Genomic DNA, 26,929 nt, shown 5'->3' with positions numbered 1-26,929 from the left:
CGAACGCCGCGCAAGGGGCCTGGGGTCGATTTCGCGTGGGCCACGCGCCCAAGCTCACGGCACCAGGTAGAGCGGCGACGACCCGACGGACACCGACAGCGCGCCCCCCACAGGCACCGCGACCGTCGCTCCGAACAGGTCCTCGGCATGTCGAGTCTCAGCCGACAGTTGCAGCGAGGTCGGTTCGTTCGCCAGCTGCCACAGCGCAGTCACGCGCCCGCTCGGACCCTCGAAGTCGAGCGCAAACTGCCCCGCGCTGGGGTCATGAAATGCGCCGACCTGCGACGCCCCGAGCGGCAACACGTCTGCGCCCAGGGTTGCGAGCCGCGCGAGGGCATCTCGAGCGGGTTTGTTTGCGATCACTCCGTTCGGGTCGTCGGAGCCGAAGCGATACAGGCCGAAATCATCCTCCGGTGGAAACGTGCCGTGGTTCGGCCCATCCGCCAGGTTGAACCAGCACAACGGATCGGCGCCGACGGCCGCGCCGAGCAACACCGACCGGGCGAGAAACGCGGCTTGCACGCCCTCGTCGACCGCTCCGAACGAGGGCCAACCAAGCTCGGTGACCGCGTACGGTAACGGGTTCACCGCGTAGCCATCGAGCACCGCGTGGAGATCTGCGAACATTCCGCCGAAGCCGCGCTCCGGGGGCGTGTCCACCTCCGGCGCCGCAACGGGCGGGTAACGTGGATACGGGTGGATGCCGAACGCGTCCACACCCGAGAAGGCGCTCGGCGTCGCGCTGAGCATGTCGGAGGTGAACTCGAGGGCGCCGTTCAGGACCTGCGAATGAAAGAACAGACCTGCCGACACAACCTGACAGTCGGCGCACTCGGCATGCAGGGCCGCCGCGGCGCTGGCCATCATCACCGCGTATTTCGCTGCGTCGCCGTTGAGCTTGGGCCGGAAGAACCGCCAGCCAGCGTTGGGTTCGTTCCACAACTCCCAGCGCCTCACGCGGCCGGCAAAGTGGGACGCCAAGGCGCGGGCGTAGGTGGCGTAGTCGTTCGGGTCGTCCGGTGGGTAGCGGGTGTCGGCCGTGGTGAGGGAAGAAGCCCAGGGTGTGCCGTAGGCGATGATGCCGAGCACTTCGAGCCCTGCCGCGCGCGCGGCATCGACCGCCGGGTCGAGGGCGCTGAAGTCGAAGGAGCCCTTCTGTTTTTCGATTTCGGCCCAGGGAAAATCGAGACGGATCACCCGGACTCCCGCCGACACCAAGAGCTCGAGCTGGCGCTTGCGAACGGCATCGGCCGCGGCCCCCGCGCCGCGGTTGAGCCCGCCGGCGACGCACAACCGTTCAGCGAGCGGGCGACCGCCTCCGACGAAACGGTAACTCGCTGGTGCGCTGCCGATCGCTTGGTCCCGTGCCAGGCAACGCGCGTCATCGCCGGCTTCGAGCTCGAGCTCTCGCACGCGTCCGACCGCGCAAACCTCGGTTACCCCGCAGTCGTCGTCGGTTGCGCAAACCCGGCCGGGTTCGGTCTGTGCCTGTCCGTCGTCGTTGCTACCACAGGCGAACAGCAGCGTGGCCGCGAGCACCGCGCTCGACCGGCGCGTGATCGCCATCGCCGCGATCACCGCTCGCCTGCCGCCACGCGGCCGCTCGCACGCCAGACACGCCCGGGTGAGCGCAGAGCCGCAAGGTGCGGGGCCGCGCGCTCCACGGAGATGGACACGGCCTCGCCGAAGCTTGCCTCCGCAAAATACTGCTCGACCGCGCCAGTGCTCGAAAAATCCTCTCGGATGCCGCGCCCGCGGGTGACGAGCCAGATCCCGCCGCGCAAGAGCTTGGCAGCAGCGGCTACCGAGCTCCCTCCCTCGGCGGCACGCAGATCACACAAAAACGCGCCGCGCCCGTCGAGCGCGTTGCAGATGCTCCGGGCCACGCGCGCCCGCTCCGGCAGCTCGAAGTAGCCGAGCACTCCCTCGGCGATCACGATCGGTCGCTGTGCGCCGTGCAGAGCCTTTTTCAGCCAAGCTTCGAAGTCCGACCCGAGCACGTCGACGGCCTCGTGACGCAGGCGCCCGCTCGCGCGGTTGCGGACGGAGGCCGGCACCCGCGCGGCGATCAGCTCGCGTTTGGCTGCGACCATGTGGGGCAGGTCGAGCTCGATGTAGTCGACGCCCCGATCCGCGGACCAGGTGAGGCCTCGGCGGGACAGGCCCGCGCCGATCTCCACGATGCGATCGGGCCGCTCTTCGTCGAGGGCGTGCTCGATGCAGCGGTGGCGCAGCTCCAGGTACTGCGACATCGAGGGCAGCGTCGGGTGAACCACCGCGACCCATTCACCCGCGGCGCGAAACGACCAGAAGAGCCGGCGGCCCCTGGACGTGGCGAAGTGCTCGGCGTGCGGAAACCCAAGCCGGTGCCAGACGTAGGCGGTGTAGTGCGCGGTCGGCGCGATTTGAGCGAGGGACATGGGGTGGGCCACGAGAACGCGGGGAAGGTCGCGTGCGCCGCCTGCGTAGCAGGGTCCGGAGCGGTCGTCAGCGACCCGGTCACGGATGCAACCCCCAGCGACGGATTCTGCTCGCATCGACGCCGAGATCGCCGCAGCGGCGCCCCCCCTCGTGGCAGTCATGGCGGGGCGCATCGTGCTGCTCCTGGGCGTGTTCACGTTGCTCTACGCCGTGCAGTCCCTGAGTAATCTGCGGTTCTTCTCCTGGCACTGGGTGATGCCTGCACTGCTCTTGCCGGTTGGAGCTGCCAGCGCCGCCGTCGGCTGGAAATTGTCCCGCGCCCGGGGTTGGGCGGCCATCGCCGGCTTCGTGCTCGCTGCGCTGACGGCGCTGCTGGTCGGAGCCTTCACCGTGGTCGCGCTGACCTGGGGTTACTTCTCGTTGCTCTCGGTCATGGTGGAGCTGGCCGCGCTCGTTGGCGGTCTGATGGCCGCGCTCTCGATTGGAGTCTGCCAGCGCACGGACCGCGCCCGAGCGGTGCTGGCCAAGGATGGCCTCGACCTGGGTGTGTGACGCTCAGGCGCGCTTGGCGCCGGTGATGACGATGGCCTCGAGCGGCGCGTCTTTGGTGAACGGACCGCGCGCGCCCGTCTTCACGGCCTTCATCCGTTCGACCACGTCCATGCCGGCGCTCACCTCACCGAACACGGTGTATCCCCAGCCGGCGTCGGTCTTGCCCTTGTGGTCGAGCGATGCGTTGTCCTTCACGTTGATGAAGAACTGGGCCGTCGCCGAGTGCGGATCACTCGTGCGCGCCATGGCCAGCGTGCCGCGCAGATTCTTGAGGCCATTGTCCGCCTCGTTCTCCACCGGCGCGATCGTCGGTTTGCGCTCGTAGCTCTCCGTGTAACCGCCGCCCTGCACCATGAAACCATCGATGACACGATGAAAGATGGTGCCGCTGAAGTGCCCCGAGTCGACGTAGTGCAGGAAGTTCGCCACCGATTTTGGAGCGCGAGCCTCGTCCAGTGAGAGGGTGATGCTGCCGAGATTGGTTTCGAGAACGACCGTCTGTGCCATGCGCGGACTCTAGACTCGACCGGGGCGGTGTTGCCACGATCAGATCGCGATCCCGGACTCCGGCGGGCGAAAGTGACGCGCAAAATCCCGTGCGGACGCGCGCCGGCCGGCGGCGGCTCAAGCGTCCAAGCAGAACGTCGCGAGCAGCGCGGCGGTCTCCGTGGCGCGCTCGGTCGGGAAATCGTGCCCGGCGCCGGGTAGAAATTCGAGGCGGGCGCCGGGGATCTTGCGCGACAAATAGCGTGAGTTCTCGGCGTCCAGCAGGCGGTCAGCGTCGCCCGTGATGAGCAGTGTCGGCACACGGAGGCCCGAGATGCGCTGACTCGTGTCGTGCCGCGCGGCGGCCAGCAGCTGAAAGATCACCCCACGCCGACTGGGCGGCGATTGCCTCGCGATCTCCAGCCACTCGTCGAGCACCTCGGGGTGTTGGTCCAGAAAATCTCGGGACAAGATCAGCTTGGCCGACTCGCGGATCGCTCGTTCGGCTGGCAGGCGCATGACTCGGACGAGCTCGAGCGCGGTGCGCCAGGGGACGGACTTGCCCGTGCCGCCGCCGGCGCGTGTGCATCCGAGCACCAAGCGCCGAACCCGCTCTGGGTGGCGTAAGGCGAGCTCCTGCGCGATCATGCCGCCGAGCGAGATGCCGAGCACGTTGCTCTGCTCGAGCCCGAGCGTGTCGAGCACGGTCGCCGCGTCGTCGGCCATGTCGGCTGTGGTGAACGGGCGCAGCGGGACGTCACTCTTGCCGACGCCGCGATTGTCGATGAGCACCAGGCGGAAGCGCTGCTCCAGCTCGCCCACGATGCGGCCCCAGTGACGACTGGTGCGGGCAAGCCCGCGGATCATCAACAGCGGCGCCGAGCTGGGCTCGCCGCGCAGGGAGAACGCGATGCGATGATTCCCGCGCTTCACGTACTGGATGCGCAACACCGGGGCATCTTTTCGCAGCTTTGTTCCGGCCGCGCCACGGGAAAACAGCGACGCTCGCCCGTCACGGCTTCTTGAACCACTTGGCCAGGTAGCGGCTACGGAATTGTTCGAACGAGCTGTCGGTCATGCTCGAATACACCGCCGCCTCCAGGGCTCCGGCCGAGGGTTTGTCGGCGTGTTTTGCGATCAGCTCGAGGGAGACGTTCTCGCCCGCGGTATACTTGAATTTCAGCGCGCGGTCGTCGCCTGGAATCACGAACGCGGAGCGGAAGAACAACAGCAGGCCGATGAACACGCCCCGGGGTTTGTCCCGCGCGATCGCCCCGCCGGACCATTCGAGGCGGTGGGTGATGAACAACGAGGGGTTCGTGACCGGTGGTGTGTCTTCGGACTCGCCGTCGAGCGGCGCGCCCGGGGCGAAGGTAAGAATTTCCGGTTCGAAGACCTTGGCGAAGCGCTCCGCCAACGCGCGCGCCATCACTAGCTCGTGAGGTTCCATGCGTTTGGGCTGGAAGTACTGCGCGGGGTAGCTCGGCGCGCCGCTGAACATGGGATTCTTGCGAATCGCGGAGTCGGCCCTGCCGAGCGTCTTCGAGGCCAAGCGCTGAAACCGGATCTCGACGGTCGGGCCGCGGTAACCTTGCGCGGTCTTCTTGGCGCCTACCTTCTCCGCGTACTCGAGCAGGCGATTGACGAACTCGACCTGCTCCGCTGCACCCTCGGCCATCTCTTGTTTGAAACGGGCGCGGGCGCGCAGGAAGGCCGCGTGGCGCGCCTGTTCGAATACTTCCTTCAAGCCGTGGTCGGGATGTGCATCGGCAAAGTCGAGGAGCGCGGACAGGGTGCCGGGCGCCTTGGCGCGCTCGAGCTCGGCCGCCATGGCGTTGGTCCTCGCTGCGTCGACCTCCGGCTGGATCCCGGTCTTCGGGTTGTCGTGGATGAAGGTGTCGATGGCGGCGACGGTTCCGGCCTCGACCGCCTGGCGCAGCAGTGCGCGAGGCAAGAGCACGTCCGCAACGAGCTCGCGGTGGCGTTTCCCTCGGCTCAAATAGGCCTGATAACCCGCCACGGTGTTCTCGACCTGGGCGGCGCCCAGCATGCGGTTGTCGCTGGCGGTGTTGCGCAGCCAGAACAGCACGCCGCCGAGAGCACAACCGACCGCGAGCCCGAGCACCCAGCGCTGGCTCTCCCAGAGCGGGGCCTTGCGTCCGCGGGGTGTGGTGGGTGCGAGCGGGCTGATCACCGCCGGCGGTTCGAGCGGATCAATCTCGAAGCGTGCCTTGGTGTCGAGGGTTGCCAGGCGCGTCTTGGTGGCTTCGATCAACTCGACAGCCTCTCGCGCGCGTGCGGGATCCGCGAGCGGCAGAGTGAACTGGTTGCTGCCGAACGAAAGCGTCACCTTGCCCGGAGGACCGATCTGGACTCGGGTGAGCGTGTCGAGGGCATAGACGCGGAACCGGTCTTGACGCGCGTCGATCAGCGCCGAGTCGTAGAGGTAGATGCCGGGTTTGAACGGCAAGTCTCCGATGCGCGATTTGAGCTGGAGCGCCGAGAGCAACCCCACCGCGACGGTCGAGAGCAAGAGTGCGTACACGGCGACGACGGGCAGGGGATGCAGCGCGAGGGAGCTCTGGGCATTGCCGAGGCCGACCGCGGCCACGATGGCGACCACGATGGCGGCTGCGGCGGCGACCCCCATCCAGCCGAGCGCGGTCGAGCGAGTCCCGAGCTGGTGAAGGAGCGGACGTGGCTCGAAGCGCCCGCCGAGCGAGTCCAGCAGCCGGTCCTGAACCGGCCGGGGCAATCCGTAGAAATCGACCTCTTTCATGCGGCGCCGCCCGCGCGAAGTACCGGCAGCCCCGGGGCTTCTAACGGAGCGCCTTCTCAGGTACCCGACCTAGCGCGTGCCGGGAAGCGGCGCGTCGTGGCAGCCGAACCGGGCTCTGGTTGCACGGGTCCCGGTTCCATGGCCCACTCTCCGGGCGGCTCGCGGGAGCAGCCGCGTCTTACCTGGAAGAGGTGCGCCGTGCGCTGGCTAGTCCTCATTTTCTTAGCCCTGAGTCTCATCACCGGCTGCGATTTGAACCCGCAGCCCGAAGTGCCCGGCGACACCGAGCCCGAGGGCGCCGCGGGCGCCGCGGGCGCGCCCGGAGCAACCTCCGGAGACTTTGCCGGTAAGGCATCCGAGCCGGGGGACGACGATCCCGCGGAGTACGCGCCGGACGATTCCAACTTGGCCAGCGTGCCGGACGCAGCCCGCCCCGACCCCGGGCCGGGGGAACGCGAAGCACCGGACGCCGGTGCGGAGGCCGCGTCACCGCCGCCGATCGTGGCGATGTGATGCCGCGTTCGATCTGACTTGCGGGAACCACCCCCGGTTCGACTAGATTCCGCGGCGTGAAATCGCTACGCACTCTGGCTCCCATCGCGCTGTTCGTGCTCTCGGCTTGTGGCTCGCCGCCCGCTGCATCACCTGCTGACGGAGCGCACGAGCACGGTGAGCACGGTGAGCACGGTGAGCACGGTGAGCACGGTGAGCACGGCGAACATGGTGAGCACGGCGAGCACGGCGAGCACGGCGAGCATGGCGAACACGGCGAGCTCCCCGCGCCGCTGCGGGAGTTCCACGACGTGATGAAGCCGCTCTGGCATGCCGAGAAGGGCCCGGCGCGCACCGACAAGACCTGCGCGGCAGCCAAGACGTTGCAGGACAAGGCGACCGCAACGACCGACAAAGAGCTGATCGACGCCACCGCGGCGCTGGCGGCGGAGTGCGAAAAAGCCGGCCGCCCCGAGTTCGAGGCGCGCTTGATCGCAGTCCACGAACGCTTCCACGCGCTGGCGAAGTGAGGCTTCGGCTCGAGAGCGACGCGCTCGCAATGCGGGACGCGGCGCTCAGGGTGAGTCTGGAGTGCCCGCTGGCGCGCGCCGTACGGGCTCCGCAAACGCGTTCTTGTACTCGAACACGATGCCCGACCGGGGGGTGACCAAGATGATGGCGATCCGCCCTGGATCACCCAGCTTCGCCCCGTACAGGTGACCCGCATGCAGCACGATGCGCCAGAAGCTGACCCCGTCGCCCCGCACGCTGGCGGTGGCTTGCTCGAACATCTCGCCCCCGCTGCTCTCGATCCCTAGCGCCGACTTGGTATTTGCCAGCGCTTCCGCGCGGGTTGTCCCTTGCTCGGCCGCTGCCTTCTTCACGAAGGGCACGTCGACCTGCAGCGAGCGCACGCGGCCCGTGGCTGGAGTGATCGAGACGGTCAGCTTGCCGGAGGCGTCGGCATCACCAGTCAGCGGAAAAGTGAAGACCTTCGTCGGGCCGTCGAGCTGCTCAGGCGGACCGAGGTCGACCTTCAGCTTCGCCCGCTCGCGGAGCTGCGCGACGACGAATCCGGCGGCGGCCTTGGCCACTGCTTCCGGAGCTGCCCTCCGGAAACGATCCCGCACCTCCAGGCGTTCGGCGTTTTGTTCGAGCCACCGAGCGCGCTGCTCGAGATCTCGCAGCGTAGCCATGACTTCGTCGCGTTCGCTGAGCGGCAGGTGATCTTGCACGGCGACCGTGTACTTCCCCCAGCGCTTCACGACGAAGGGTGGCGGCCCGGGCTCAGCCGAGGTCAGGTGCGCCTCACTGGGAAATGTGACCAGGAACAATCGCTCTTCTCCGACGCGGGCCGAGAGCTCGAGGGCCGGATCGCGGTGGCCTGCGGCGGGTGACTTGTTGACGCTCACCGGGATCGGAATGTTCCATACCGGGAAGCTCTTGGCGTACGCCTTGTGGACGTTCTTGGCGTCGCCGACGACCCACTCGAGCACGTCGACGATGGCGTACTGGTAGCGCACCGCGCCTGTCGCTCTCTGCTCCACCACCTCTTTGCCTTCGCGCACGCGGCCGCGCACCACCCAGCGGGCGCGCCCGAGTTTTTCAGCCAGTGCCGCGCGCTCGTCGGACAGCTGGGGTGCGGGAGGTCCGGGTGAAACGGGTGGAGCGGCGGCTTCGACGCCCGCATCGCCCAGCGGTTCGACCCCTGCGTCCGGCACGGCACTCGGCCGGGGCGCACTCGCCGGGGCCGTGTCTGGCGGTTGTTCCCGCGCGCCGCCGCAGGCAAAGAGCAGGAGCGTTGAGCCCACCAGCGGCCATGGCGAGCGCACGGCGGACATTGCCCGCGTGGTCATGAAAGCGCGTGCCCTCGTCACTCCGCGCGCCCCATCAAGACCAACCAGTTTGATTGGCGCGCGGTGGACGATTTGTCGGTGCCCATGGAGTGCACCGCGCCTTCGCTGTCGCGATACCAACCCTCGCTCCAGCCACCCATGTCCAGATTCAGCGCGGCTTTTGCCCCGAGCGTGACCAGATCGGCTGCGAAGGCGGCGAGCTCGACGGGTTCGACGGATTCGACCAGGAAGGAACGGTGTTTTCCCCATCCCGCCCCGATGCTCGCGATCGCACGCCGCTGAAGCGCCGGGCTCGGTTTGAGCGCGGTCACCTTGCCGTCGCCGCCGACCAGCAGGTGCCCCTGGAGGAGCGAGGCGCGTCTCTCGGCGTACAGCGCGAACGAGGCGTCGGAGAAGCTCGTCTTCGAGGCGGGCTCGACGCGGATGGCTCCGGCCTCGATGATGAGGAGTCCGCCCCACTTCTGCGGTGTCTTCTGCACGACCTTGCCGTCGATCAGCACCACCCCCTCCACTTGATCGGACGGGCTGGTGTACGTGCCGGCGACACACAGCGTCACGTGTTTTTCCTTCTGGCTCGGACGATCGAGCCGCAGCGCGAACTCCGCGTCGAGGGGCAAGAACACCTGATAGTTGTGCCCGCCTGCCTGTTTTCGCTCGACCCTCAGCGTGGGTGGCAGGGCCGGAGCCTCACTCGCGGAGGGCGCCGCGGTGGTTGCGCTCGCCGCGGTGGTTGCACTCGCCGCGGTGGTCGCGGTCGGCTCCGGCTGTTTGGTGTTACACGAACACACGAGCACTGCTGCAGTGATCACAGCCAGAGTCTGCGCGGACCTGCGGCTGGCAAGCTGGCGAATCCAAACAGGCGGTGCGTCGTTCATCCCTGGTCTGGTGTCTGGTCGGTCGAGGCTGGGGGGCATTCGTCTTCGAGTCGCTCCGTTGCTGCAGCGTACCCCAGATGTTTCGGTTGAACAGCGCACGGCACGCGCTTCAATCAGAGCGCTCCCGTGGTCCTCACCCAGTAGATGCCGTAGGCGGTGAGGGCGATCGCGCTCAGGAAGAGCAGGGCCGCAGCGACCAGCCAGCTGGCGGAGCGCCGGGCGGGCGCCGGCGCCGGCCCGGGGTCGGTCGGCAGGTGGCGGTCGTCGGTCTGCCGCTCGGGATTTTCCATCACCGTCGTCGGCACGTACGAGACGCGTGCGCCTTCGTCCGGCGCCGTGCGCGTGACCAGGGGTGCCGGCGAGAGCAGCGGGTAGACACGCTCGAGCTCACCGAGCATCTCGTTCACGGTCGAGTAGCGGGTTGCGAGCTCCTTGTCGGTGGCGCGCCAGATCACCTCACCGAGGCGCGAGGGCCCGAGAAACGCGGGAAAAGGCAGGCGCTCCGCTCGAAGTTGCTCGAGGCAGGCCTCGGCCGCCGAACACGTGAGCACCGGCTCGCCGCTCAGCATCTCGGCGAGCATCACTCCCGTTGCATAGATGTCCATCGCGGGGATCGGATCGGCGCCGCGGATCTGCTCGGGCGGCATGTAGCGGGGTGTGCCGATCAAGATGCCCGCGGCGGTGACCTGCACCTCCGCCGCCTCGACGCTCTTTGCGATGCCAAAGTCGAGGACCTTGACGCTGCCCGTTCGGCTCTCGGCGGAGCACACGAACACGTTCTCGGGTTTGATGTCCCGGTGGATGATGCCCACCTCGTGCGCTTCCAGAAGACTGTTCAGCACGCGCATGGTGATGTTTGCGGCCCGCGCTTCGCCGAGCGGACCCTCGCGCTTCATGAGACTCTGGAGCGTCTCTCCATCAAGCAGCTCATAGACGATGAAGGGCACCGGTCCCGTGCGCAGGTTGAAGGCGAGCAAACGGATCGTGTTCTCGTGTTTGAGCCGGGTCGCGAGCTCCGCTTCCCGGCGAAATCGATCGAGCCCAGCGGCGTCGACGCTCTCTCGCGACAGCACCTTCAAGGCCACGCCCGCGCCGTCTTTCAGATCCGTCGCGCGATACACCTCACTGAACGCACCCTGTCCAATGAGTGCCTCGAGCCGATAACGGTTCCCGATCACCGTGCCGGGGGCGAGGGTCTGTTCGTCCACGAGTCGGCAATCATGGCCCAGAGCGGCCACTGGACGCGAGACTTCGCCACGCCAAGGTCAGGGCGTCGGCGGCGCGGGTCACGTCCTCGATGCGCGTGGAGCGCCCCAGAGTCAGCCGCACCGTGCCCACCGCGTCGGCGGGCAGCACGCCCATTTCGAGCAGTACTTGCGCCCCGGCGGTCTGCCCGTCGTGGCATGCGGAGCCGGTTGAAGCCGCCACGTCGGGTGTTGCCGCGAGCAGGGCCGGCCCGCTGACAGCGGGGAACCGCAGGAAGAGGGTGTTGGGCAGGCGGAGCGCCGGGTGGCCGTAGAGCACGAGGCCCGGGATGGCGGAAACCAGGCGTGTGAACAGCTCGTCGCGAAGGCCGCGCGTGCGCGCTTCGGCCTCGCCGAGAGAGCTGCCTGCCAGCTCCGCGGCTCTGCCCAGGGCGACGATGCCGGGGACGTTCTCGGTCCCGGGTCGAAGCCCGCGCTCGTGGGAGGCGCCGAGTGACAGCGGTGCCAGCGCTGTGCCCTGCTTCACGAACAGAGCGCCGACCCCCTTCGGTGCGTAGAGTTTGTGGCCTGCGATCGAGAGCAGATCGACACCCAGCGCGCGAACCGAGACGGGGACCTTGCCAACCGATTGTGCCGCGTCGGTGTGCATCAGCGCGCCGGCGCGTTTGGTGAGCCGAGTGAGCTCATCGATGGGCTGCAGCACGCCGGTCTCGTTGTGGGAGTGCATGACCGTGACGATGCAGGTCTCGGCTCCGATGGCGCCCTCAGCGGCTGGCAGTAGCGTGCGACCGTGGGCGTCGACGGGGAGCCGAGTGACCGCGTGCCCATGCTGTTCGAGCCAGTCACAAGGCGCCGACGTGGCCGGGTGTTCGATCACGCTCGTGACGACGCCACGCCGCCTGGGAGCCGCCTCGATGGCGCCGAAGATCGCCAGATTGTTGGCTTCGGTGCCGCCGGAGGTGAACACGATCTCGTCGGCGTCGCACTCGATCAGGCGGGCAACCTGGCTGCGAGCGTGCTCAACCGCAGCCCGAGCGCGCTGTCCGTAGACGTGGCCGCTCGACGGATTGCCGAAGTGCTCGGACAGGTACGGCAGCATCGCGTCCCGGACCTCCGGGGCGATCGGCGTCGTGGCGTTGTGGTCCAGATAAATGGGCTCGCGCATGGGCTTGTGCGGGTTCTTCCAGACTCGCCGCGCCGCAGGATACAGAGATCGACCGGGGCGCGGAATCTCAGCCAATCAACTTTCGTCGTTCACCCTCCGTCACACTGGAAATCGTTCTGCGAGCAGGTCTGGCCCGGGTCGCACTGCGCGCTGGTCAGGCACTCGACGCAGCGCAGCCGCTCCGGGTGGCAGTACGGCTGCCCGCCGCCACCGCAGTTGCCGTCCGACAGGCACTCGACGCAGCGTCCCGAACCGACCTCACAATACGGGTTGTCTCCGCCGCTGCAGTTGCCGTCACTCAAACACCTGACGCAGACGCCCAGCTGGGTGTTGCAGTAAGGTGTTCCTTGCGACGCGCTGCAGTCGCCGTCACCCTTGCAGCCTGTTGCGCACTGGTGCGTGGCGGTGTTGCAAACTTCGTTGGCCCCGCCACAGTTGGCGGGTGCCAGACACTCGACGCAGCGACCCGACGCGGTGTTGCAGTACGGCTGCTGGCCGGAGCAGTTGCCATTGCCGACGCACTCCGCGCAGGCGTTGGTGTTCGGGTTGCAATACGGTGTGTCGCCGGAGCAGTTGCCATCGGCCAGGCACTGGATGCAGTAACCCTTCGTGCCGCAGTACGGCGTCGGGATGGCGCACTCGCCGGCGTTCTTGCAACTGGTAGTCGCTCCCCCGACGCCGGCGCTGGCACCCGTGCCGGTGCTGGCACCCGTGCCGGCGCCGCCGCTGCCGGAGCTCCCACCTGCTCCCGCGCCGCCGGTTCCGAGATCCGTCGAGTCATTGCCCCCGCAGGCAACCGCCAACAGCCCAAATGCTCCAAACGAGCCCAAGACAAGCCACTTGCCTACCATGTGTGTTGCTCCCGTCCTTCGGTGTCAGAGAGTTGAGTACCCGGCGGCCGGAGTGGGCAGGCAGAAGGCGCCGCCGTTTCCGGGGAGCGAGGCCGGCCCGGCCCGCAGCGGTCTCCTCGAAAACTCCAGCGTCCGTTCCAGCGGACGGACATCTGCTGATGATTGACGGCCCCCACGGGATGGCGGATGACTCGCCCGATGGCCCTCGGCAGAAAGGCGCGCGCCCGCCCCGCGACCGTCGCCCGCTCGAAACGCCCCGCACCGGCAGGCCCCGAGGGCCGCGAGGAGGCGCCGGCGGTTGCAGATCTGACGCCGACCGTGGCCGGCAACCTGAAACGCTTCCGCGCCGAGCGCGGTTGGTCGCTGCAACGGCTCGCCGATGAGAGCGGTGTGAGTCGAGCCATGCTCGGTCAGATCGAGCTCGAGCGCAGCGCCCCGACCATCAACGTGCTGTGGAAGATCGCGAGCGCGCTCGCGGTTCCCTTCTCTGCCCTCTTGAGCCAGTCCGAGTCGGCCACGCTGACGGTGCTGCCGAGAAATCAAGCCCGCATCTTGCGCTCCCGCGACGGGAAGTTCGCGTCGCGCGCGCTGTTCCCGGCGGACCATCCGCGCAACGTCGAGTTCTACGAGTTGCGCCTCGCGCCGCGCTCGGCCGAGCACGCCGAGGCGCACGCCTCGGGCATTATGGAGAACCTCGTGGTCGCCAGCGGGAATCTCGAGCTGCTGATCGGCTCGGAGCGCCGGCTCTTGCGCCCAGGCGACGCCATCTTCTTTCGCGCCGATTCACCCCACGTGTATCGCAACACCGGGGCCTCCGAGGTCGTGATCTACCTGGTCATGACCTACGCCCGGCAGTGATTTCCGGGGGTTCCGCCCATCCGTGATAACGGACAGGCCGGTTGAAGCATCCGTTATGTTGTGCCATGGTGACGTTATTACGTCGGTTCCGGCATGACACGCCTGCGCGCCCGGTTTGTGCTCTTCGCGGCCTTGTCGGCGGCATGGTTGGCCTGCGGTTGCGGCCAGAAACCTCGCGAGGTCACGCTGCTCAACGTCTCGTACGACCCGACCTGGCGTTTCTACACCGACGTGAACCAAGCCTTCGCTCGACACTGGTTCGACGCGCGCGGTGTGAAGGTGAAGTTTGCGCAGTCCCACGGCGGCTCGGGCAAACAAGCGCGCTCGGTGATCGAGGGCCTCGATGCGGACGTGGTCACCCTGGCCCTCGGTTACGACGTCGACGCGCTGCACGATCAGGCACAGCTTCTGCCCAAGACCTGGCAGGCGCGCCTGCCGATGAATAGCGCGCCGTACACCTCCACCATCGTGTTCATGGTGCGGCGCGGGAACCCGAAACAGATCCGGGACTGGGATGACCTCGTGCGCGAAGACGTCGAGGTGATCACCCCGAACCCGAAGACCTCGGGTGGCGCGCGTTGGAACTATCTGGCGGCGTGGGGCTACGCGCTGCATCGGCCCGACGGCAGCCCTGCAAGAGCCCGGGAGCTAGTGGAGAAGTTGTATCGCCGGGTTCCGGTGCTGGACTCGGGCGCGCGGGGTTCGACCACCACCTTCGCCGAGCGCGGGATCGGGGACGTGCTGATCGCCTGGGAGAGTGAGGCGCTCTTGGCGGTCGAGCGTTTTGGTGAGAACGAGCTCGAGCTCGTCGTGCCATCCGAGAGCATCCTCGCGGAGCCGCCGGTCGCAGTGGTCGATGTGTACGCCGACAAACACGGCACACGGGAGATCGCCGAGGCGTACCTGAAGTTCCTCTACACCCCGGAGGGACAAGAGCTGGCCGCCAGGCACCACTTTCGACCGCGGGACTCGGCGGTGCTGGCGCGGCATGCGGACCAATTCCGTCCCCTGCGACTGTTCACCGTCGCCGAGATCGCGGGCGACTGGCGGACGGCCCAGAAGACCCACTTCGCGGAGGGCGCGATCTTCGATCGCGTCTACCAACCCAAGGGTTAGATGGCAGGCGTCTCACTGCGTCGTTCGGGCCTGCTCCCGGGGTTTGGCCTCTCCTTCGGCACTGTCGGCGCCTACCTCGGCCTGCTCGTGCTCGTGCCCCTCGGCGCGCTGATGCTGAGAACCAGCAGCGTGGGTTGGCGGGGGCTATGGGAAATCACCACGGACGCTCGCGCTCTCGCCGCCTTCCGCTTGAGCTTCGGGGCCGCCCTCACCAGCGCGACGCTGAACGCCTTCTTCGGTGTGGTCGTGGCGTGGGTCCTGGTGAGGCAGCGCTTCTTCGGCCACGCGCTGGTCAACGCCCTGGTCGATCTGCCCTTCGCGCTGCCAACGGCGGTCGCCGGCATCGCGTTGACGCAGGTCTATTCACCCCACGGTGTGTTCGGTGCACCGCTCAGAGCGCTGGGTGTGAAAGCGGCCTTCAGCGAGCTCGGTGTGGTGATCGCGCTGACCTTCGTCGGTCTCCCGTTCGTCGTCCGCACCGTGCAGCCGGTCCTCGAAGAGCTCGACCCGGCGCTGGAGGAGGCGGCTGCGACTCTCGGTGCGACGCCGTTTCAGACCTTTCGACTGGTCGTCTTTCCGGCCCTCGCCCCGGCCATGCTCACGGGCTTCGGGCTGGCGTTTGCGCGCGCTCTCGGTGAGTACGGTTCGGTGGTCTTCATCTCCGGCAACATGCCGCTCCGCACCGAGATCGTGCCGCTGCTCATCGCAACCAAGCTCGAGCAGTACGACTACGCCGCGGCCACGGCCCTGGCGACGGTGATGCTGGCGCTCAGCCTCACGGTGCTCGCGAGCGTGAACCTGCTCGGGCGCTGGTTGCGCCGCGGGAGAGTGTGATGGCCGGGTTGATCGCAGCGCGCGGCGTTGCTGGCCGTCCTCGACCGCGCCGGGTCAGCGCCCGCGCCCTCGGCGTGCGGCTGGTGGCACTCGGATTTCTCGGCTCGTTCTTGCTCGTGCCCCTGGCCACGGTCTTCTATTCGGCGTTTGCCCGGGGCATGTCGCGTTATTTCGAGGCCCTGCTCACACCCGCGACGCTGTCCGCGGCATGGCTCACGCTCGTGACCGCACTGATCGCCGTGCCCCTCAACACGGTCTTCGGCATTGCGGCGGCCTGGCTGCTCGCAAAGTACGATTTTCGCGGCAAGACACTGGTGCTGACTTTGATCGACGTGCCGTTCAGTGTGTCACCGGTGATCGCCGGGCTCTTGTTCGTGCTCTTGTTCGGAGCGCGCGGTGTGTTCGGCCCCTGGCTCGCTGCCCACGACGTGCGCATCATCTTTGCACTCCCGGCCATCGTGCTGGCGACCTGTTTTGTCACGTTTCCGCTAGTGGCCAGAGAGGTGCTCTCGGTCATGCAGGCTCAAGGCAGCGATGAAGAGGAGTCGGCACTGACCCTGGGCGCGAGCGGATGGCAGGTCTTCTGGCACGTCACGTTGCCGAAGATCCGCTGGGGGCTCTTTTACGGCGTGGTGCTGTGCAACGCGCGCGCGATGGGTGAGTTCGGTGCCGTGTCAGTGGTGTCAGGGCACATTCGCGGTCAGACGAACACGCTGCCCCTGCACGTCGAGGTGCTCTACAACGAGTACGACTTCGTCGGCGCGTTTGCTGTCGCTTCCTTGCTCGCGCTCCTGGCCTTGGTGACGCTGGGTGCCAAGCGCGCGCTCGAGTGGCGACTCACGCGCGCCGACGCCAGCGCTCGCGCGGAGGCGGCCCGATGAGTGTGGTCGTGAGGGGGCTCGTGAAGCAGTTCTCGGGGCCGGATGCGCCGCCGGCGGTGGCGGGCGTGAGCTTCGAAGCCAAGACGGGCGCGATCACCGCGCTGCTTGGGCCGTCGGGCTCGGGCAAGTCCACCCTGCTGCGCCTGATCGCCGGACTCGAGCTGCCGGACGCGGGCAGCATCGAAATAGCCGGCCGAGACGTGACACGAATGAGCGCGCGCGAGCGGGGGGTGGGCCTGGTGTTTCAGAGCTACGCGCTCTTCGGACACATGACGGTGCACGACAACATCGGTTTCGGGCTGCGGCTGCGCAAACGCCCCAAGGCCGAGATCCACGCGCGGGTCGGGGAGCTGCTCAGGCTCGTGCAGCTCGAGGCGTATGCGGATCGCTACCCGATCCAGCTGTCGGGTGGACAGCGGCAACGCGTGGCCTTGGCCCGGGCGCTCGCGACCGAACCGCGACTGCTCCTCCTGGACGAGCCGTTCGGCGCCCTCGACACCAAGGTGCGAGTGGAGCTCCGTGACCGACTGCTCGAGCTCCACGAGAAGACCGGTGTGACCACGCTGCTCGTCACCCACGACCAAGAAGAGGCCTTCGATCTCGCGGCGCACGTCGTCCTGCTCGAGGCGGGCAAGGTCGCTCAGGCCGGCGCACCCAACGAGCTGTACGATCATCCTGCGAGCGCGTTCGTCGCAGAATTTTTGGGGGGAGCGAACGTGCTCAAAGGTCAAGTCGATGGCGGGCGGGCGCGGGTGGCGGAGCACAGCATCGGCGCACCGAGCGACGCGCCGGAAGGGGCACGCTTCAACGCCTTCGTCCGGCCGCGGGACGTGCGGGTGCTGCGCGTGGCCGACGCGGCGGAGACCTCCGTGTCGTTGGCCCGGGTGCAGCGGCTGACGCGGGTTGGCAGCACGGTGAAGGTCACGCTCGAGTTGCCGAGCGGGGATCCCATCAGCGTGCACCTGAGCCAGAAGGAGAGCGACGACCTGGGCCTGCGGCTCGGCGACAACGTGCACGTCGATCTGCTGGCGGCGAAGGTGTTCCTGGAGGACTACGCCATTTGAGGTCAAACATGAGTGCTTGTGCAGAGTGCGACCAATCTCGGGGTGGCTACGGCATGCGCGGGGAGCATCCGTTGCCGTCCATCTGGTCCGCGGCCAGCGAGCTCGGGCCCGCGTGGTGCAAACCGCTCCAGCATTTGTTCCTGTGCCGGCAGTGTGGCTCGGTGCACTCGGTCAGTGAAGATCCGCGAGAGCAGGTTACGAACTTCGCGCGGCTCGATTCGGCATCGGACGCCTGGTTCCTGTCAGCCGATCCGGCCGCCGCCGTGCTCGACTCGTGGATGTTCGCCGAACCTCTGACCGAGCTGACGGTGTGGGGTGGGGCGGACGTGCTCAGCGCACTTCGCGCGGCAAATCCCGCCGCAACCCAGGCACACGCCGACCTGTTGCTCGAACGGCTGGCAGACGCGCGCGCCGTCGGTGAGCTGAAGCTGGCGCTCCTGAGAGCGCTGATCGCTCTCGACGGAGGGTTCGTGATGAAGGACGCCGAGGGGTTGCTCGCGCCGCGCCTGCTCGAGGACCGCCGCTGGTTACCCGACCTCGGGCGACTGCTCGGCGCCAAACGTGCCATCGAGATGCCTCCGGAGGCCCGGCAACGCTTGCTTCGGGCGTGTGATCGAGACCGGCTGATGGAAGAAGTGCTGTCTCGTCTGCGGCTGGCCGCGGACGCCGGGCAGTGGCGTCGGTTCGACGAGGAGTTGGCCGCAGCTTGGCGCTTGCTCGGGCAAGACTACGCACCGAAGAGCACCGCCTGTGACGCGCTCCGGGAGCTCCAGGCGCGCATCGAGGCACTGCCGCCGGACACCCGAGTCGAGCGCGCCGGTTTCGACGCGGCGACTCCCTCGGCGCTGGCCGCCAGCGTGGGTCGATTGATCGAGTTCAGCGCCACCCGGGCGGGCACGCGCTCGATCGACGAGTAGCTCTTCGAGCTCAGCGCACGAACACGCGCGCTCGCTCACTCGCAGTTACAGGTGTCGCCCTTCTTGGGCTTGCACTTGTCTTTCTTGTCGTCGTCGTCCGAGGCCGAGATGGTGGACGAGGCCTTGCACTCGGTCTTCCCGCTCAGGTCACCGCAGGCTTTGTTCTTCGGGTACTTCCACTCGAAGCACTCCGCCTCGTCCGGGGACTCGAGGGGAACCGCCGGGGGTCGGGGCGCCGACCACGAGCTGAGTGCGAACACGAAGGCGGCGACGGAGAACCCGGCGAAAGAGAGCTTGAACAGCGGCATGACGATCTCCCAGGAGGGGAGAAGGTAGTCGAGGCCGGTCGCGGCGTCATCGGGATAGAATCCGGGTCGTGGCGCCCCGGCTCCCGCCCCCGATCTTCGTGCTGCTCGCCTGCGGCGCGCTCGCCTGCGGACGGGCGCGCGCCGAGGACCGGCCAGCACCGCCAGGCAGCGCCGCCCGGCTCAGCCCTGGCGCGCCCGCAGTGGCCGCACCCTCACCAACCTCTTCTGTCGCCGACGCCGCACCGACACCCACACCAGCCTCCGCACCCCCGAGGTTGAGCGACAGCGAGCTGATGCCATGCGCGGGTCTGCGCGCGACTTGCGACAAGGCGCACCCTCTCGTGGCGCGCGGTGTGCTGATGCGTGCAGAGGCCTACCTCGCAAATTGCTCGGAGTGTCGCCAGCGTGTTCAGGTGACCGCGACGCGAGACCGCATGCGCGCCATCGTCGCGCGGGACGAGCGCGCCCGCCATCGGGGCGAGCCTGACGACTGTCGAGCGTCCAACGATACCGCGGTGCTCGTGTCTCCCGCCTCGCTGGTGGCTGGAGATCAGCCGCGGGTCGTGGTGGCGAGTGATCGCGCCCTCGACGCTCGGGTGGAGATCACTGCCGAAGGGAGCCGGCCGCTCACCGTCACCGAGCGTGAGCGCGGCGACGGGCCGCCCTGGTACCGGGTGCTCGGACTCGGGGCGGTCGAGCGCGGTGTTCACCGCGTCGTCGTCAAGCAAGGCGCGAACGTGATCGCGTGCCAACGTTTCACGGTCGCGGAGCGGCGGCGGCGGCGCACCGCCGGGGCGGGCGTCTGGAAGACCGAGCGCGGCTGGGATCGAGCCGCAGAGAACCTGTATTCCGCCTGGATCGCGGCGCTCTTCAGCGCGCCGGAGGGCAAACGCTGGAACGGCATCGGTGCCGTGTTGACCGATGCCTCGCGCAACTTCCTGCACGGTCACCTCGGGCTCGGTGAAGACGCCGACTCCGAACAGCTTGCGCTGCATCCGGACTGCGCCGATGCACCCCACGTGATGCGCGCTTACTTCGCGTGGAAGCTCGGCTTGCCATTCGGTCACCACCGCTGCGGCTACGGGCAGCTCGACGGTCCGCCACGCTGCGGCGACTGGACGACCAACGAGACGCCTCCGGTGGAGACCCGTGACCCGGGCGAGACGATGCCCGCGACACCACGCTTGGCATCGCGAGCGTCGTTCCGCGACTTCGCCGAGCGGCTGCTGGGTGTCACGACGGCGCGCAGCCTGCGCACGGTGGCAACCGACGAGGTGACCGATCTGTACCCGGTCGCCCTGCACCGCGAGCACCTGCGTCCGGGGGTCGTGTTCGCAGATCCGTACGGACACACCCTCACGCTCGTGAAGTGGGTACCGCAGACCGCGGCCCGACCCGGACAGCTCTTGGCGGTCGACGCTGAACCCGATGGCACGATCGGGATGCGCCGTTTCTGGCGGGGCACGTTCTTGTTCGCGGACCAGCACACCACCGAGGGTTTCGGCTTCAAGGCGTTCCGGCCCATCGTGCGCGACAAGGGTGAAATGCGCCTCCTGAGCAACGACGAGCTCACGATCGCGGACGGTTACCGCGGGTTTTCCCTGGAACCTTCCCGGATCGACGCTGCGGACTTCTACGCCCAGATGTCCCGCATGATCAGCCCCGAGCCCAAACCGGCAAGACAAGAGCTTCAAGATCTCGTGGGTGCGCTCCTTGCCCAGCTGGAGCGACGCGTCGCCGAGGTCGACATTGCCGAACAGATCGTCGGCGCGCGCAAGACTCCCATCGAGATGCCGGAGGGTCGCGCCATGTTCCGCTCAACCGGACCCTGGGAGGCGGTGAGCACACCCTGTCGGGATCTTCGGCTCCTGGTCGGCATCGACTCGGTACTCTCGTTTCCCGAGCAGGCTGCCCGCGCCGAGGCAGACGCCACGCGCGGCGAAGCGCTGCGACGCGAGCTCGAGGCGGTGCTGCGCACCGAGAGCGAGTCGAAGGCAATCGAGTACACGCGTTCGGACGCCGGCAAACAACGTCTCAGCTTGGCTGAGGTCATCCGACGCCGCGCGGCGTTCGAGGCGGCTTACAACCCGAATGACTGTCCGGAGCTGCGCTGGGGCGCCGCCGAGGGCAGCGCCGAGCTCAGGAGCTGTCGCCGGCGCGCGCCCGACGCGCAGAGAGGGAGCATGGCGCGCATGCGACACTGGTTCGTGAAGCGTTATTCGTGTGGGTGAAGAACACATGACGCTTCGCGCTTGGATCGTCACACTCTTGCCACTCATCGGAGTGGCCACGCTCGTGTTCGTGTTCGGCGGTGGCGAGTGGACCGCTCTGCGCGCGCTCGGACTCGGCGCGAGCGTCGTGGGGTTCGCGCTCTTGACCTTGGCGCGGCTCCAGCTTGGTTCGGCCTTCTCGCTCTCGCCGCGCGCGTCGAAGCTGGTGACCACTGGGCTCTACGCGCGCCTGCGCCACCCGGTCTACGTCTTTTCGTTGCTCGGCATCAGCGGTCTGATTCTGTACTTCGGCGAGCTCACGCTCCTGGCAGTCGTGCCGGTCATCGCGCTCGCTCAGCTCGTGCGGGCGCGCCGCGAAGATCGCGTGCTCGAGCAACACTTCGGCGACGAGTACCGCGCCTACCGCGACAAGACCTGGTTCTGACCCGCTCGCAGGCGCTCCATCTCGCTCGAAACCCGGGCATACTCCCCGGCATGCGGGTGCTCGTCCCGGTGGTCGTGCCATGGCTGTGCATGTACGCCCTGGTCGCCACGGTCTATCTGCTGGAGGCCCGCCGAATGCGTGGGCGGCGTGAGCCCGATCCGGAGACGGGTGTGGTCCCCAAGGGACCCAATCTGAAATTTCATCTGCTCGCCGCGCTGCTGCTCGGACCGCTGCTCGCGTCGCTCTACTTCTGGTCGTCGCGGAAGAGGGCCGTCGGCCTGTTCGTCGGCTTCGGACTGAAGACCTCCGCCGTCACGATGTTCGTCGGGATCCACATGCTCACACGCGATGCCTTGCTCACCTCGACGATCCGCGCGGCGCACGCGGCGTGCATGCTCGACGGACCGCTCTCGTCGAGTCCCGAGGCCGTCACCCGCGAGGGACCTTGTGGTGCGCTGTTCAGCGCCTACGACAACGGCGTTGGCTGTCTCGAAGGCGACGCGCTCGTGGTCTGCGGCCGAGGCGGCAGCCCGTTCGACGTGGACCGGAACCCCGAGACGGCCCGCACGCTGCTGCACCATCGCTGCTCCAAGCGCAAAGAGCTGGCGGCGTGTGTTGGCACCCTTGCCCTCGCCGGCGATGACTCCGCCGCGACGACCCGCGCAATCTCCGACATCAAGAGCGCCTGCTGCACGTTCTGGCAGGACGAGGTCTGCCGCAAGTACGGCCGCCGCGCGGATTGCCCGCGCTGAGCGCCGCTACGGGCAGCTGGTCGTCGCCGCGCCCGTTCCGAACAGCAGATCTCCGCCGCAGCGACTCGCGCAGCCCACGAGGGCGTGGTTTCGATCGCGTTCGCTTGCCGATGTGACCTCCGAAGCGTGGGTCTGACACCAGGCGCGACAGGCGTTGTGCTGAGCTGCGAGCTTGTCCACTCCCTTGCCCTGGCTGCGTTTGCCTTGATAGTCGAGCGTCGAAGTGCAGCGCTCCTCGTTGCCGCCGCCACACGCCAGGAGAGCCGCCACGAGCAGCAACAGGGCGAGACCGCCCGCGCCCGGCCTCGATTGCACTCGCGTCACAGGCACGTGGTCCTCACCGCGGATAGCCCGGAGGCGACGGCTGCCGCGCAGTCCGCCTGACACTTCTTGTTGGCCTGCGTCAGGTCGGGGACAAAACCCAGTGCGACGCCCTTGTCGCGGGGCGAGCCGGCGACCTGCCCGGCCGGGCTCGCGCGCCAGGTCTTGTAGAGCGCCTCGACGGTCGCATCGCCGTGCTCACAGTACGCGATGCACGTGCCCGTCTGGGCGCTGGTCCTGGCGGCTTGCTCCGACGAACCCGTGCCAATCGAGGAATGACGCATTCCGCCCCGCTCGAGCGCGGCCGCACACTTGTTCTTGCTCCCCCCTCCCAATCCGCAACCGAGCAAGGCGGCCAGCAGCAGACAGAGCTCGCGCCATGAAAGACGCGGTAGTGTTCTGGGTCGCGATACCAAACGAGCTCCGATCCTGTGTGACTGCGACAGGGTAACACCAGCCCTGATGGTAGTCGGGCCGGTCAGCAGCAAAGAAGCGTTCTTGATCTGTTGAGCCGTGGTTGGGGCGGGCAAGCGGGGAGAGCGCAAATTCGAGAGTTGAACGCGACTGAGCTGCCCCCGCCTCGCCCGGCTCTCGGCCGCTGTCGCGGCCTCGTGGCGGTCGTTCCCCCCCAAGCGTCGGTCCTCGGCCGCTCTCGCGGCCTGCGGGTCGCCGCGGGGGGGAAGGCGTCAGCGAGAGCTGGAAGGCCAGCGCCGACGACCGAGCGGTCGGCGAAGGCAGCGGCGGAGAGAAGAAAGCAAGGAAGACGAAGTAGTCACTCTGCGGCGCAGGGCGAGTCGATGCCCGCGCGGACGTCGCGTCTCGTCGCCTGGGAGCAGCCACCGGAAGCGCGGTCCCAACGCGCACCGTGTGCCCCGCTCGGGCTCGGTCGCGTCGCTTTGCTGCGCGAGCCGGCGAGCCCATGCCGCTGCCGCTGAGATGTTCGCTCTTCCTCTTGGCGTCGGCCGCGCTCGTCTGGGGCTGTAGCGAGAGTGACGGCGGCGGTGGTAAAGCGGAGGCGGCGCCGGCGGTGGAGCCTTCGACGCTGCCAAGGGGCTGCTCTATCTGAACGTGCTCGGCGCCGACGATCAGCAGGGCACGTACGCGGTGCCGTCTCTGATCGTGGTGTACAAGCTCGAGTCAGCTCGGCGGCGGTTCAGACGCATTTTCCGGCCTGACAGGTCGTACTCGAGGAGCAGATCAGACCACACACGCCGCAGTTGGCCGGGTCGCTGCTGAGATTCTTGCAGCCCGTCGAGCAACACGTCGTCGAGCCGGTGCACTTGGAGACGCCGTTGCAGGCGCAGGTCGAGCTCCCGCCCTGCTTGATGCACACCTCGCCCACGCCGCACGTGCCGGCCCCGCAGACGCAGCGGTGTAGGGCGGCGTCACAGGAGACTCCGGTCAGTGTCGCTTCGGTCAAACACTGTGCGGCCGTGCTGCAGCCACATTCACCCGAGAAACATGTGAACTTGGACGAGACCCCGCCCTGGGCGCTGCACGAGTAGCCACACCGACCGCAGTGGGAGGTGCTGGTTGTCAAGGCGGTCTCGCAGCCATCATCGGGGACGAGCTTGCTGCTCTCGTTGCAGTTGCCGTAGCCGGCGCTGCAGATCGGTTGGCACGCTGCGCCCGAACAGCTCGTGGAGGCCGCGTGGTTGGTGGCGCAAGTGCGGGCGCACTTCCCGCAGTTGCTGGCATCACTGACGCTGACCGGGGTTTCGCAGCCGTTGCTCAGGTCGGCATCGCAGTCTCCGAACGCGGACGTGCAGAGGGCGCTGCAACCGCCGAAGATGCAGGCCGGAACCGAGTTTGGGTGGCTCGCGCAGGGATCGCAGCTCGTGCCCGCGCACCCGTTCGCCACGTTCGTGGGGACACAGGTTCCATTGCAGACCTTCATCGACGCGCCACAGCCCGTCCAACCGTCGCCGCTGTCCGCGCCAGCATCCGTGGCTCCGCCCGTGCCCGCGGCTCCGCCGCTGCCGCTCGCCCCGGCGCCTCCGCCGCTGCCGGCTACGGCTCCCGTGCCGGCCGCGCCGCCGCCGTCGGACCCGCCGCTGCCGCCGGTGCCTCCCCCGTCGCCCCCGTCAGCTCCGCCGGAGCTTCCCACCGCGACGCAGGTATTACTGCCGGGGTCGCACACCCAACCATCCGCGCAGGGACAGCGCTTTCCAGACAGATCCAGCGCATCGACCGAACATGCTGCAGCGAGAGCCAACGCGGAAAGCGTGGCGACCTTGCGGGTTCCCAGCGCGCTCCAAGCTGCCACCTCGGCAGTCTAGCCGAAATCCGGCTGCGGGAGCGGTGTATCCTATGCGCGTGGCGACGGACGATGGCGAGCGCCTGCTCTTGTTCGATTACGGGTCCTTGATGCGCGGCGAGCGCGACCACGCGTTGATGGCCGAGGCAACGGCGCTTGGCTTGGCGCAGACGGTGCCGGGGTATCGGCTGGTAGATCTCGAGGTCTACGCGGCGATGATCCGCGGTGGCCCTGGCTCCGTCGATGGTGAGCTGTACGAAATCTCGCGCGAGCTCCGGCGTCGGCTCGACGTTCACAAAGAGGTTCCGGTGCTGTTCGAGCGTCAGACCGTGCGCCTCGCCGACGGTCGCGAGGCCGACGCCTACGTGATGCCGGAAGCGCGCGTCGTGGGGCGACGTCGTCTGCGCCACGGCAAATGGCGGCTGCGATTTTCGCCTGCGCCGCGCGCTGGAGCGCCGCCGCGTCGACGTTGAGCGATGCACCGCGAAGCATGACCGCGCGGCGTCGGTCTATTTGATCTGCGGCGGTGGCGGGGCGATCAACATCAGGTTCGAGCCGCCGGGATACTGATAGCTCGTCTGCAGGCCGTACCCCATGACCTGGATGCCGACGGGTTCGCTGCTCTCGAGCACATGGGTGCCGTTTTGGCCCGGGCCGAGCTTGATGCGGGCGATGCCGTAGCCGTTCGACATGGCCTGCGCCGTCACACTGACCGGGGCTCCGTCGAGGGTCAGAGACGTGCCGTTCTGCAGCACCACGTCCACGTAGCTCACGTCGTAGTCGTCGGGCGCCAGGAAGACGTACTTCTTCCGATACTGCTCGACCGCGGTGAGCAGACTCTGGGCCGGGTCTCCCTTCTGTTTGTCGAGCTGCGTGTAAGGATCGACCACTGTCGCGCCGAGCTGGAACGACGCAACCGCGAGCTCGTGGTCCGCGCTCACCTCGAAGCTCTGGGTCACGATGCCGAGGTCGACCACGTCGCCGGCGTTGAGTGAATCTGGCGCGCCCAGCGGTTTGGACGGGGCGTAGATCAAGTGAGTCCCGTCCACGTTGCCGTACAAGCGCACGATGTGCCCCGGCGCGTCACCGTTCGGGCCCGTGGGCATCGGAACGAAGTAGTGGCGGCCCAGCGTCTCGGCGGGGAACACACTCTCCTCGATGTGATCACAGGCTTGTTTGTTGTCCGGCAAGTACACACAGGCCATGCCGGTGATCACCTGCACGGGCGCCGACGCTTGCACCAACGAACCGCTGAGATCGGTGGTCGGTGTCCCCATCACCTGCACGACCTCACCGCGATCGAGTGAGAACTCGAGCAGTCCGCCGGCGCTCACTGCCCAGATCCCGCCGCCCGCGGCAACCGCGCCACCCTGGCCGACTTTCACCTTGACCTGCGTCCCGTTCGCAGTGCCGGTGACGCTGAAGTAGGGCGGCACGTTGCCCAGCTGCCAGCCCTTCATGCCGGGGATGCGGTAGTTGCCGGTGAGCACCGTGCTCGGCAAGAGCAGCGACGCGTCATTCGAGTACGAGAGGCAGCCGTTCAGGCCGCCAGGACACTGGTTTGCCGGACACTTGCTCCAGTCCTTGCCGCTCGGGCCGCCCTGACCTTTGTACTCGAGGGCGCTGAATTGATAGACGGTGACCGGGACGCTGGTGGTCAGGTTGTAGGCGCCGTCCTTGACGCGCACGCTGCTCTTCAGTGTGTCGTTCAAGCTGCCGCACTCCGTCACCGCGGGACCCTTCAGCTCGTCGACCCAGGGCAGGTAGAACTTCGACAGGCCATTGGGCGGCACGGTGCCGCTGCCCACCACGCTGCCTCCCTTCTTGATCTCGACCTGAGCTGGCACGTCCTGGGTGTTGGCGACGACGACGGTGAAATCGAAGATTGGCCAGACCGAGTTCGCGGTGACCGTGGGCCAGAACTCACAGCCGACGTAGCTCTTTTGACTCGCCGCGTCGGCGCAGGTCTTTGGATCACCGACGAAGACCTTGGCGTCGGACTCGGCGTCGCCGCCGGCATCGAGGTTCAGGCCCGGGCCACTCGACTTGCCCCCGGAACCGCCGCTCCCACCCCCGGGTTTGGCCGTGCCGGTGCCGGCGCTGTTGCCGAAGCCGGCCGCACCCTCTTCGGCCCCGAGTCCGGAGCTTGCAGCGCAACCCGCTGCCAACGAGATCACAATTCCCCACGCCACGAGCTGGACTGACCGCATGCCTTCCTGTGGAAGGGTGGGGCCCGAGCGGGTGGAACTATTTTGGGGACCGCAAAAAAAGATCTTCGCGAGTG

General features: G+C 67.8%; 29 protein-coding genes. 13 read left to right on the top strand and 16 right to left on the bottom strand.

Annotation, left to right across the window (positions count from 1 at the left end):
* Window positions 1–54 precede the first annotated feature (54 nt).
* Both IPI67_06520 and IPI67_06515 read right to left on the bottom strand, forming a co-directional pair.
* Window positions 55–1,566, bottom strand: coding sequence for a beta-galactosidase (locus tag IPI67_06520; GenBank protein MBK7579847.1), 1,512 nt, complete (start codon window positions 1,564–1,566; stop codon window positions 55–57).
* Window positions 1,567–1,574: 8 nt separating this feature from the next.
* Window positions 1,575–2,420, bottom strand: a complete 846-nt coding sequence (locus IPI67_06515) for a class I SAM-dependent methyltransferase (GenBank protein ID MBK7579846.1) — start codon at window positions 2,418–2,420, stop codon at window positions 1,575–1,577.
* 85 nt (window positions 2,421–2,505) lie between these two features.
* On the opposite strand from IPI67_06515, the gene IPI67_06510 reads away from it, so the two are divergent.
* Window positions 2,506–2,973, top strand: a complete 468-nt coding sequence (locus IPI67_06510) for a hypothetical protein (GenBank protein ID MBK7579845.1) — start codon at window positions 2,506–2,508, stop codon at window positions 2,971–2,973.
* Between the two features lie 3 nt (window positions 2,974–2,976).
* On the opposite strand, the gene IPI67_06505 is transcribed toward IPI67_06510, so the two are convergent.
* The 3 genes from IPI67_06505 to IPI67_06495 form a co-directional block, all read right to left on the bottom strand.
* A complete protein-coding gene (locus tag IPI67_06505) occupies window positions 2,977–3,480 on the bottom strand; it encodes a peptidyl-prolyl cis-trans isomerase (GenBank protein ID MBK7579844.1) in 504 nt (167 codons plus the stop codon).
* Between the two features lie 117 nt (window positions 3,481–3,597).
* The gene (locus IPI67_06500) at window positions 3,598–4,410 is read right to left on the bottom strand and encodes an alpha/beta fold hydrolase (protein ID MBK7579843.1); all 813 of its coding nucleotides are present in this window, start codon (window positions 4,408–4,410) and stop codon (window positions 3,598–3,600) included.
* A 61-nt stretch (window positions 4,411–4,471) separates the two neighbouring features.
* Entirely contained in the window at window positions 4,472–6,238 is a 1,767-nt protein-coding gene (locus tag IPI67_06495) for a hypothetical protein (protein ID MBK7579842.1), read from the bottom strand.
* A 198-nt stretch (window positions 6,239–6,436) separates the two neighbouring features.
* Between IPI67_06495 and IPI67_06490 the strand changes: the two genes are divergently transcribed.
* Complete coding sequence (locus tag IPI67_06490) at window positions 6,437–6,751, top strand: hypothetical protein (protein MBK7579841.1); 315 nt, start codon at window positions 6,437–6,439, stop codon at window positions 6,749–6,751.
* Between the two features lie 128 nt (window positions 6,752–6,879).
* Here the strand turns inward: IPI67_06490 and IPI67_06485 are convergent, their stop codons facing one another.
* The gene (locus tag IPI67_06485) at window positions 6,880–7,038 is read right to left on the bottom strand and encodes a hypothetical protein (GenBank protein ID MBK7579840.1); all 159 of its coding nucleotides are present in this window, start codon (window positions 7,036–7,038) and stop codon (window positions 6,880–6,882) included.
* A 3-nt stretch (window positions 7,039–7,041) separates the two neighbouring features.
* Between IPI67_06485 and IPI67_06480 the strand changes: the two genes are divergently transcribed.
* A complete protein-coding gene (locus IPI67_06480) occupies window positions 7,042–7,260 on the top strand; it encodes a hypothetical protein (protein MBK7579839.1) in 219 nt (72 codons plus the stop codon).
* Window positions 7,261–7,305: 45 nt separating this feature from the next.
* Here the strand turns inward: IPI67_06480 and IPI67_06475 are convergent, their stop codons facing one another.
* The 5 genes from IPI67_06475 to IPI67_06455 form a co-directional block, all read right to left on the bottom strand.
* The gene (locus IPI67_06475; GenBank protein ID MBK7579838.1) at window positions 7,306–8,541 is read right to left on the bottom strand and encodes a hypothetical protein; all 1,236 of its coding nucleotides are present in this window, start codon (window positions 8,539–8,541) and stop codon (window positions 7,306–7,308) included.
* A gap of 62 nt (window positions 8,542–8,603) precedes the next feature.
* Window positions 8,604–9,395 carry a phosphodiester glycosidase family protein gene (locus IPI67_06470; GenBank protein ID MBK7579837.1) on the bottom strand — a complete coding sequence of 264 codons (792 nt, stop codon included), beginning with the start codon at window positions 9,393–9,395 and terminating at the stop codon, window positions 8,604–8,606.
* A gap of 179 nt (window positions 9,396–9,574) precedes the next feature.
* On the bottom strand, window positions 9,575–10,669 hold the full coding sequence (locus IPI67_06465) for a serine/threonine protein kinase (GenBank protein MBK7579836.1): 1,095 nt from the start codon (window positions 10,667–10,669) through the stop codon (window positions 9,575–9,577).
* Between the two features lie 10 nt (window positions 10,670–10,679).
* A complete protein-coding gene (locus IPI67_06460) occupies window positions 10,680–11,831 on the bottom strand; it encodes a cysteine desulfurase (protein MBK7579835.1) in 1,152 nt (383 codons plus the stop codon).
* 89 nt (window positions 11,832–11,920) lie between these two features.
* Window positions 11,921–12,682, bottom strand: coding sequence for a hypothetical protein (locus IPI67_06455; protein MBK7579834.1), 762 nt, complete (start codon window positions 12,680–12,682; stop codon window positions 11,921–11,923).
* Window positions 12,683–12,880: 198 nt separating this feature from the next.
* Between IPI67_06455 and IPI67_06450 the strand changes: the two genes are divergently transcribed.
* The 6 genes from IPI67_06450 (at window position 12,881) to IPI67_06425 (ending at window position 18,352) form a co-directional block, all read left to right on the top strand.
* Window positions 12,881–13,540: a helix-turn-helix transcriptional regulator gene (locus tag IPI67_06450; GenBank protein ID MBK7579833.1), complete on the top strand. Its 660-nt coding sequence runs from the start codon at window positions 12,881–12,883 to the stop codon at window positions 13,538–13,540.
* A 93-nt stretch (window positions 13,541–13,633) separates the two neighbouring features.
* A complete protein-coding gene (locus tag IPI67_06445) occupies window positions 13,634–14,656 on the top strand; it encodes a sulfate ABC transporter substrate-binding protein (protein ID MBK7579832.1) in 1,023 nt (340 codons plus the stop codon).
* The gene (gene cysT, locus IPI67_06440; protein ID MBK7579831.1) at window positions 14,657–15,490 is read left to right on the top strand and encodes a sulfate ABC transporter permease subunit CysT; all 834 of its coding nucleotides are present in this window, start codon (window positions 14,657–14,659) and stop codon (window positions 15,488–15,490) included.
* Window positions 15,490–16,371 carry a sulfate ABC transporter permease subunit CysW gene (gene cysW / locus IPI67_06435; GenBank protein ID MBK7579830.1) on the top strand — a complete coding sequence of 294 codons (882 nt, stop codon included), beginning with the start codon at window positions 15,490–15,492 and terminating at the stop codon, window positions 16,369–16,371. The genes cysT and cysW overlap by 1 nt, the downstream gene beginning before the upstream one ends.
* A complete protein-coding gene (locus IPI67_06430) occupies window positions 16,368–17,435 on the top strand; it encodes an ABC transporter ATP-binding protein (GenBank protein ID MBK7579829.1) in 1,068 nt (355 codons plus the stop codon). Before cysW ends, IPI67_06430 begins: the two co-directional genes overlap by 4 nt.
* Before the next feature lie 8 nt (window positions 17,436–17,443).
* A complete protein-coding gene (locus IPI67_06425; protein ID MBK7579828.1) occupies window positions 17,444–18,352 on the top strand; it encodes a hypothetical protein in 909 nt (302 codons plus the stop codon).
* 35 nt (window positions 18,353–18,387) lie between these two features.
* On the opposite strand, the gene IPI67_06420 is transcribed toward IPI67_06425, so the two are convergent.
* Window positions 18,388–18,660: a hypothetical protein gene (locus tag IPI67_06420; protein MBK7579827.1), complete on the bottom strand. Its 273-nt coding sequence runs from the start codon at window positions 18,658–18,660 to the stop codon at window positions 18,388–18,390.
* Between the two features lie 68 nt (window positions 18,661–18,728).
* Between IPI67_06420 and IPI67_06415 the strand changes: the two genes are divergently transcribed.
* Genes IPI67_06415 through IPI67_06405 form a run of 3 tightly spaced genes read left to right on the top strand, consistent with a single transcriptional unit; the run spans window position 18,729 to window position 22,067 of the window.
* Entirely contained in the window at window positions 18,729–20,891 is a 2,163-nt protein-coding gene (locus IPI67_06415; protein ID MBK7579826.1) for a hypothetical protein, read from the top strand.
* 7 nt (window positions 20,892–20,898) lie between these two features.
* Window positions 20,899–21,315 (top strand): isoprenylcysteine carboxylmethyltransferase family protein, encoded by a 417-nt coding sequence (locus tag IPI67_06410; protein ID MBK7579825.1) that lies wholly within the window; start codon window positions 20,899–20,901, stop codon window positions 21,313–21,315.
* Window positions 21,316–21,365: 50 nt separating this feature from the next.
* The gene (locus IPI67_06405; protein ID MBK7579824.1) at window positions 21,366–22,067 is read left to right on the top strand and encodes a hypothetical protein; all 702 of its coding nucleotides are present in this window, start codon (window positions 21,366–21,368) and stop codon (window positions 22,065–22,067) included.
* 6 nt (window positions 22,068–22,073) lie between these two features.
* On the opposite strand, the gene IPI67_06400 is transcribed toward IPI67_06405, so the two are convergent.
* The 3 genes from IPI67_06400 to IPI67_06390 all read right to left on the bottom strand — a co-directional run bounded on the left by IPI67_06400 (window position 22,074) and on the right by IPI67_06390 (window position 24,654).
* Complete coding sequence (locus IPI67_06400) at window positions 22,074–22,382, bottom strand: hypothetical protein (protein ID MBK7579823.1); 309 nt, start codon at window positions 22,380–22,382, stop codon at window positions 22,074–22,076.
* A gap of 5 nt (window positions 22,383–22,387) precedes the next feature.
* Window positions 22,388–22,672: a hypothetical protein gene (locus tag IPI67_06395; GenBank protein MBK7579822.1), complete on the bottom strand. Its 285-nt coding sequence runs from the start codon at window positions 22,670–22,672 to the stop codon at window positions 22,388–22,390.
* Window positions 22,673–23,541: 869 nt separating this feature from the next.
* Window positions 23,542–24,654: a hypothetical protein gene (locus IPI67_06390; GenBank protein ID MBK7579821.1), complete on the bottom strand. Its 1,113-nt coding sequence runs from the start codon at window positions 24,652–24,654 to the stop codon at window positions 23,542–23,544.
* A gap of 50 nt (window positions 24,655–24,704) precedes the next feature.
* On the opposite strand from IPI67_06390, the gene IPI67_06385 reads away from it, so the two are divergent.
* A complete protein-coding gene (locus IPI67_06385; protein MBK7579820.1) occupies window positions 24,705–25,118 on the top strand; it encodes a gamma-glutamylcyclotransferase in 414 nt (137 codons plus the stop codon).
* A gap of 36 nt (window positions 25,119–25,154) precedes the next feature.
* On the opposite strand, the gene IPI67_06380 is transcribed toward IPI67_06385, so the two are convergent.
* Window positions 25,155–26,819, bottom strand: a complete 1,665-nt coding sequence (locus IPI67_06380; GenBank protein MBK7579819.1) for an IgGFc-binding protein — start codon at window positions 26,817–26,819, stop codon at window positions 25,155–25,157.
* Window positions 26,820–26,929: the final 110 nt, after the last annotated feature.

The organism is Myxococcales bacterium, assembly GCA_016706225.1.
Lineage (GTDB): Bacteria > Myxococcota_A > Polyangia > Polyangiales > Polyangiaceae > JADJKB01.
The sequence above is the reverse complement of the archived record's forward strand: the minus strand, read 5'-3'. Positions and strand labels throughout refer to the sequence as shown.

What these genes read in the sequence shown, in the direction of transcription:
- IPI67_06420 (MBK7579827.1), bottom strand. Translation starts at nt 18,660, where the DNA reads ATGCCGCTGTTCAAGCTCTCTTTCGCCGGGTTCTCCGTCGCCGCCTTC.
- IPI67_06405 (MBK7579824.1), top strand. Translation starts at nt 21,366, where the DNA reads ATGCGGGTGCTCGTCCCGGTGGTCGTGCCATGGCTGTGCATGTACGCC.
- IPI67_06425 (MBK7579828.1), top strand. Translation starts at nt 17,444, where the DNA reads ATGAGTGCTTGTGCAGAGTGCGACCAATCTCGGGGTGGCTACGGCATG.
- IPI67_06410 (MBK7579825.1), top strand. Translation starts at nt 20,899, where the DNA reads ATGACGCTTCGCGCTTGGATCGTCACACTCTTGCCACTCATCGGAGTG.
- IPI67_06445 (MBK7579832.1), top strand. Translation starts at nt 13,634, where the DNA reads ATGACACGCCTGCGCGCCCGGTTTGTGCTCTTCGCGGCCTTGTCGGCG.
- cysT (MBK7579831.1), top strand. Translation starts at nt 14,657, where the DNA reads ATGGCAGGCGTCTCACTGCGTCGTTCGGGCCTGCTCCCGGGGTTTGGC.
- IPI67_06510 (MBK7579845.1), top strand. Translation starts at nt 2,506, where the DNA reads ATGCAACCCCCAGCGACGGATTCTGCTCGCATCGACGCCGAGATCGCC.
- IPI67_06450 (MBK7579833.1), top strand. Translation starts at nt 12,881, where the DNA reads ATGGCCCTCGGCAGAAAGGCGCGCGCCCGCCCCGCGACCGTCGCCCGC.
- IPI67_06430 (MBK7579829.1), top strand. Translation starts at nt 16,368, where the DNA reads ATGAGTGTGGTCGTGAGGGGGCTCGTGAAGCAGTTCTCGGGGCCGGAT.
- IPI67_06520 (MBK7579847.1), bottom strand. Translation starts at nt 1,566, where the DNA reads ATGGCGATCACGCGCCGGTCGAGCGCGGTGCTCGCGGCCACGCTGCTG.
- IPI67_06505 (MBK7579844.1), bottom strand. Translation starts at nt 3,480, where the DNA reads ATGGCACAGACGGTCGTTCTCGAAACCAATCTCGGCAGCATCACCCTC.
- cysW (MBK7579830.1), top strand. Translation starts at nt 15,490, where the DNA reads ATGGCCGGGTTGATCGCAGCGCGCGGCGTTGCTGGCCGTCCTCGACCG.
- IPI67_06515 (MBK7579846.1), bottom strand. Translation starts at nt 2,420, where the DNA reads ATGTCCCTCGCTCAAATCGCGCCGACCGCGCACTACACCGCCTACGTC.
- IPI67_06495 (MBK7579842.1), bottom strand. Translation starts at nt 6,238, where the DNA reads ATGAAAGAGGTCGATTTCTACGGATTGCCCCGGCCGGTTCAGGACCGG.
- IPI67_06455 (MBK7579834.1), bottom strand. Translation starts at nt 12,682, where the DNA reads ATGGTAGGCAAGTGGCTTGTCTTGGGCTCGTTTGGAGCATTTGGGCTG.
- IPI67_06460 (MBK7579835.1), bottom strand. Translation starts at nt 11,831, where the DNA reads ATGCGCGAGCCCATTTATCTGGACCACAACGCCACGACGCCGATCGCC.
- IPI67_06395 (MBK7579822.1), bottom strand. Translation starts at nt 22,672, where the DNA reads ATGCGTCATTCCTCGATTGGCACGGGTTCGTCGGAGCAAGCCGCCAGG.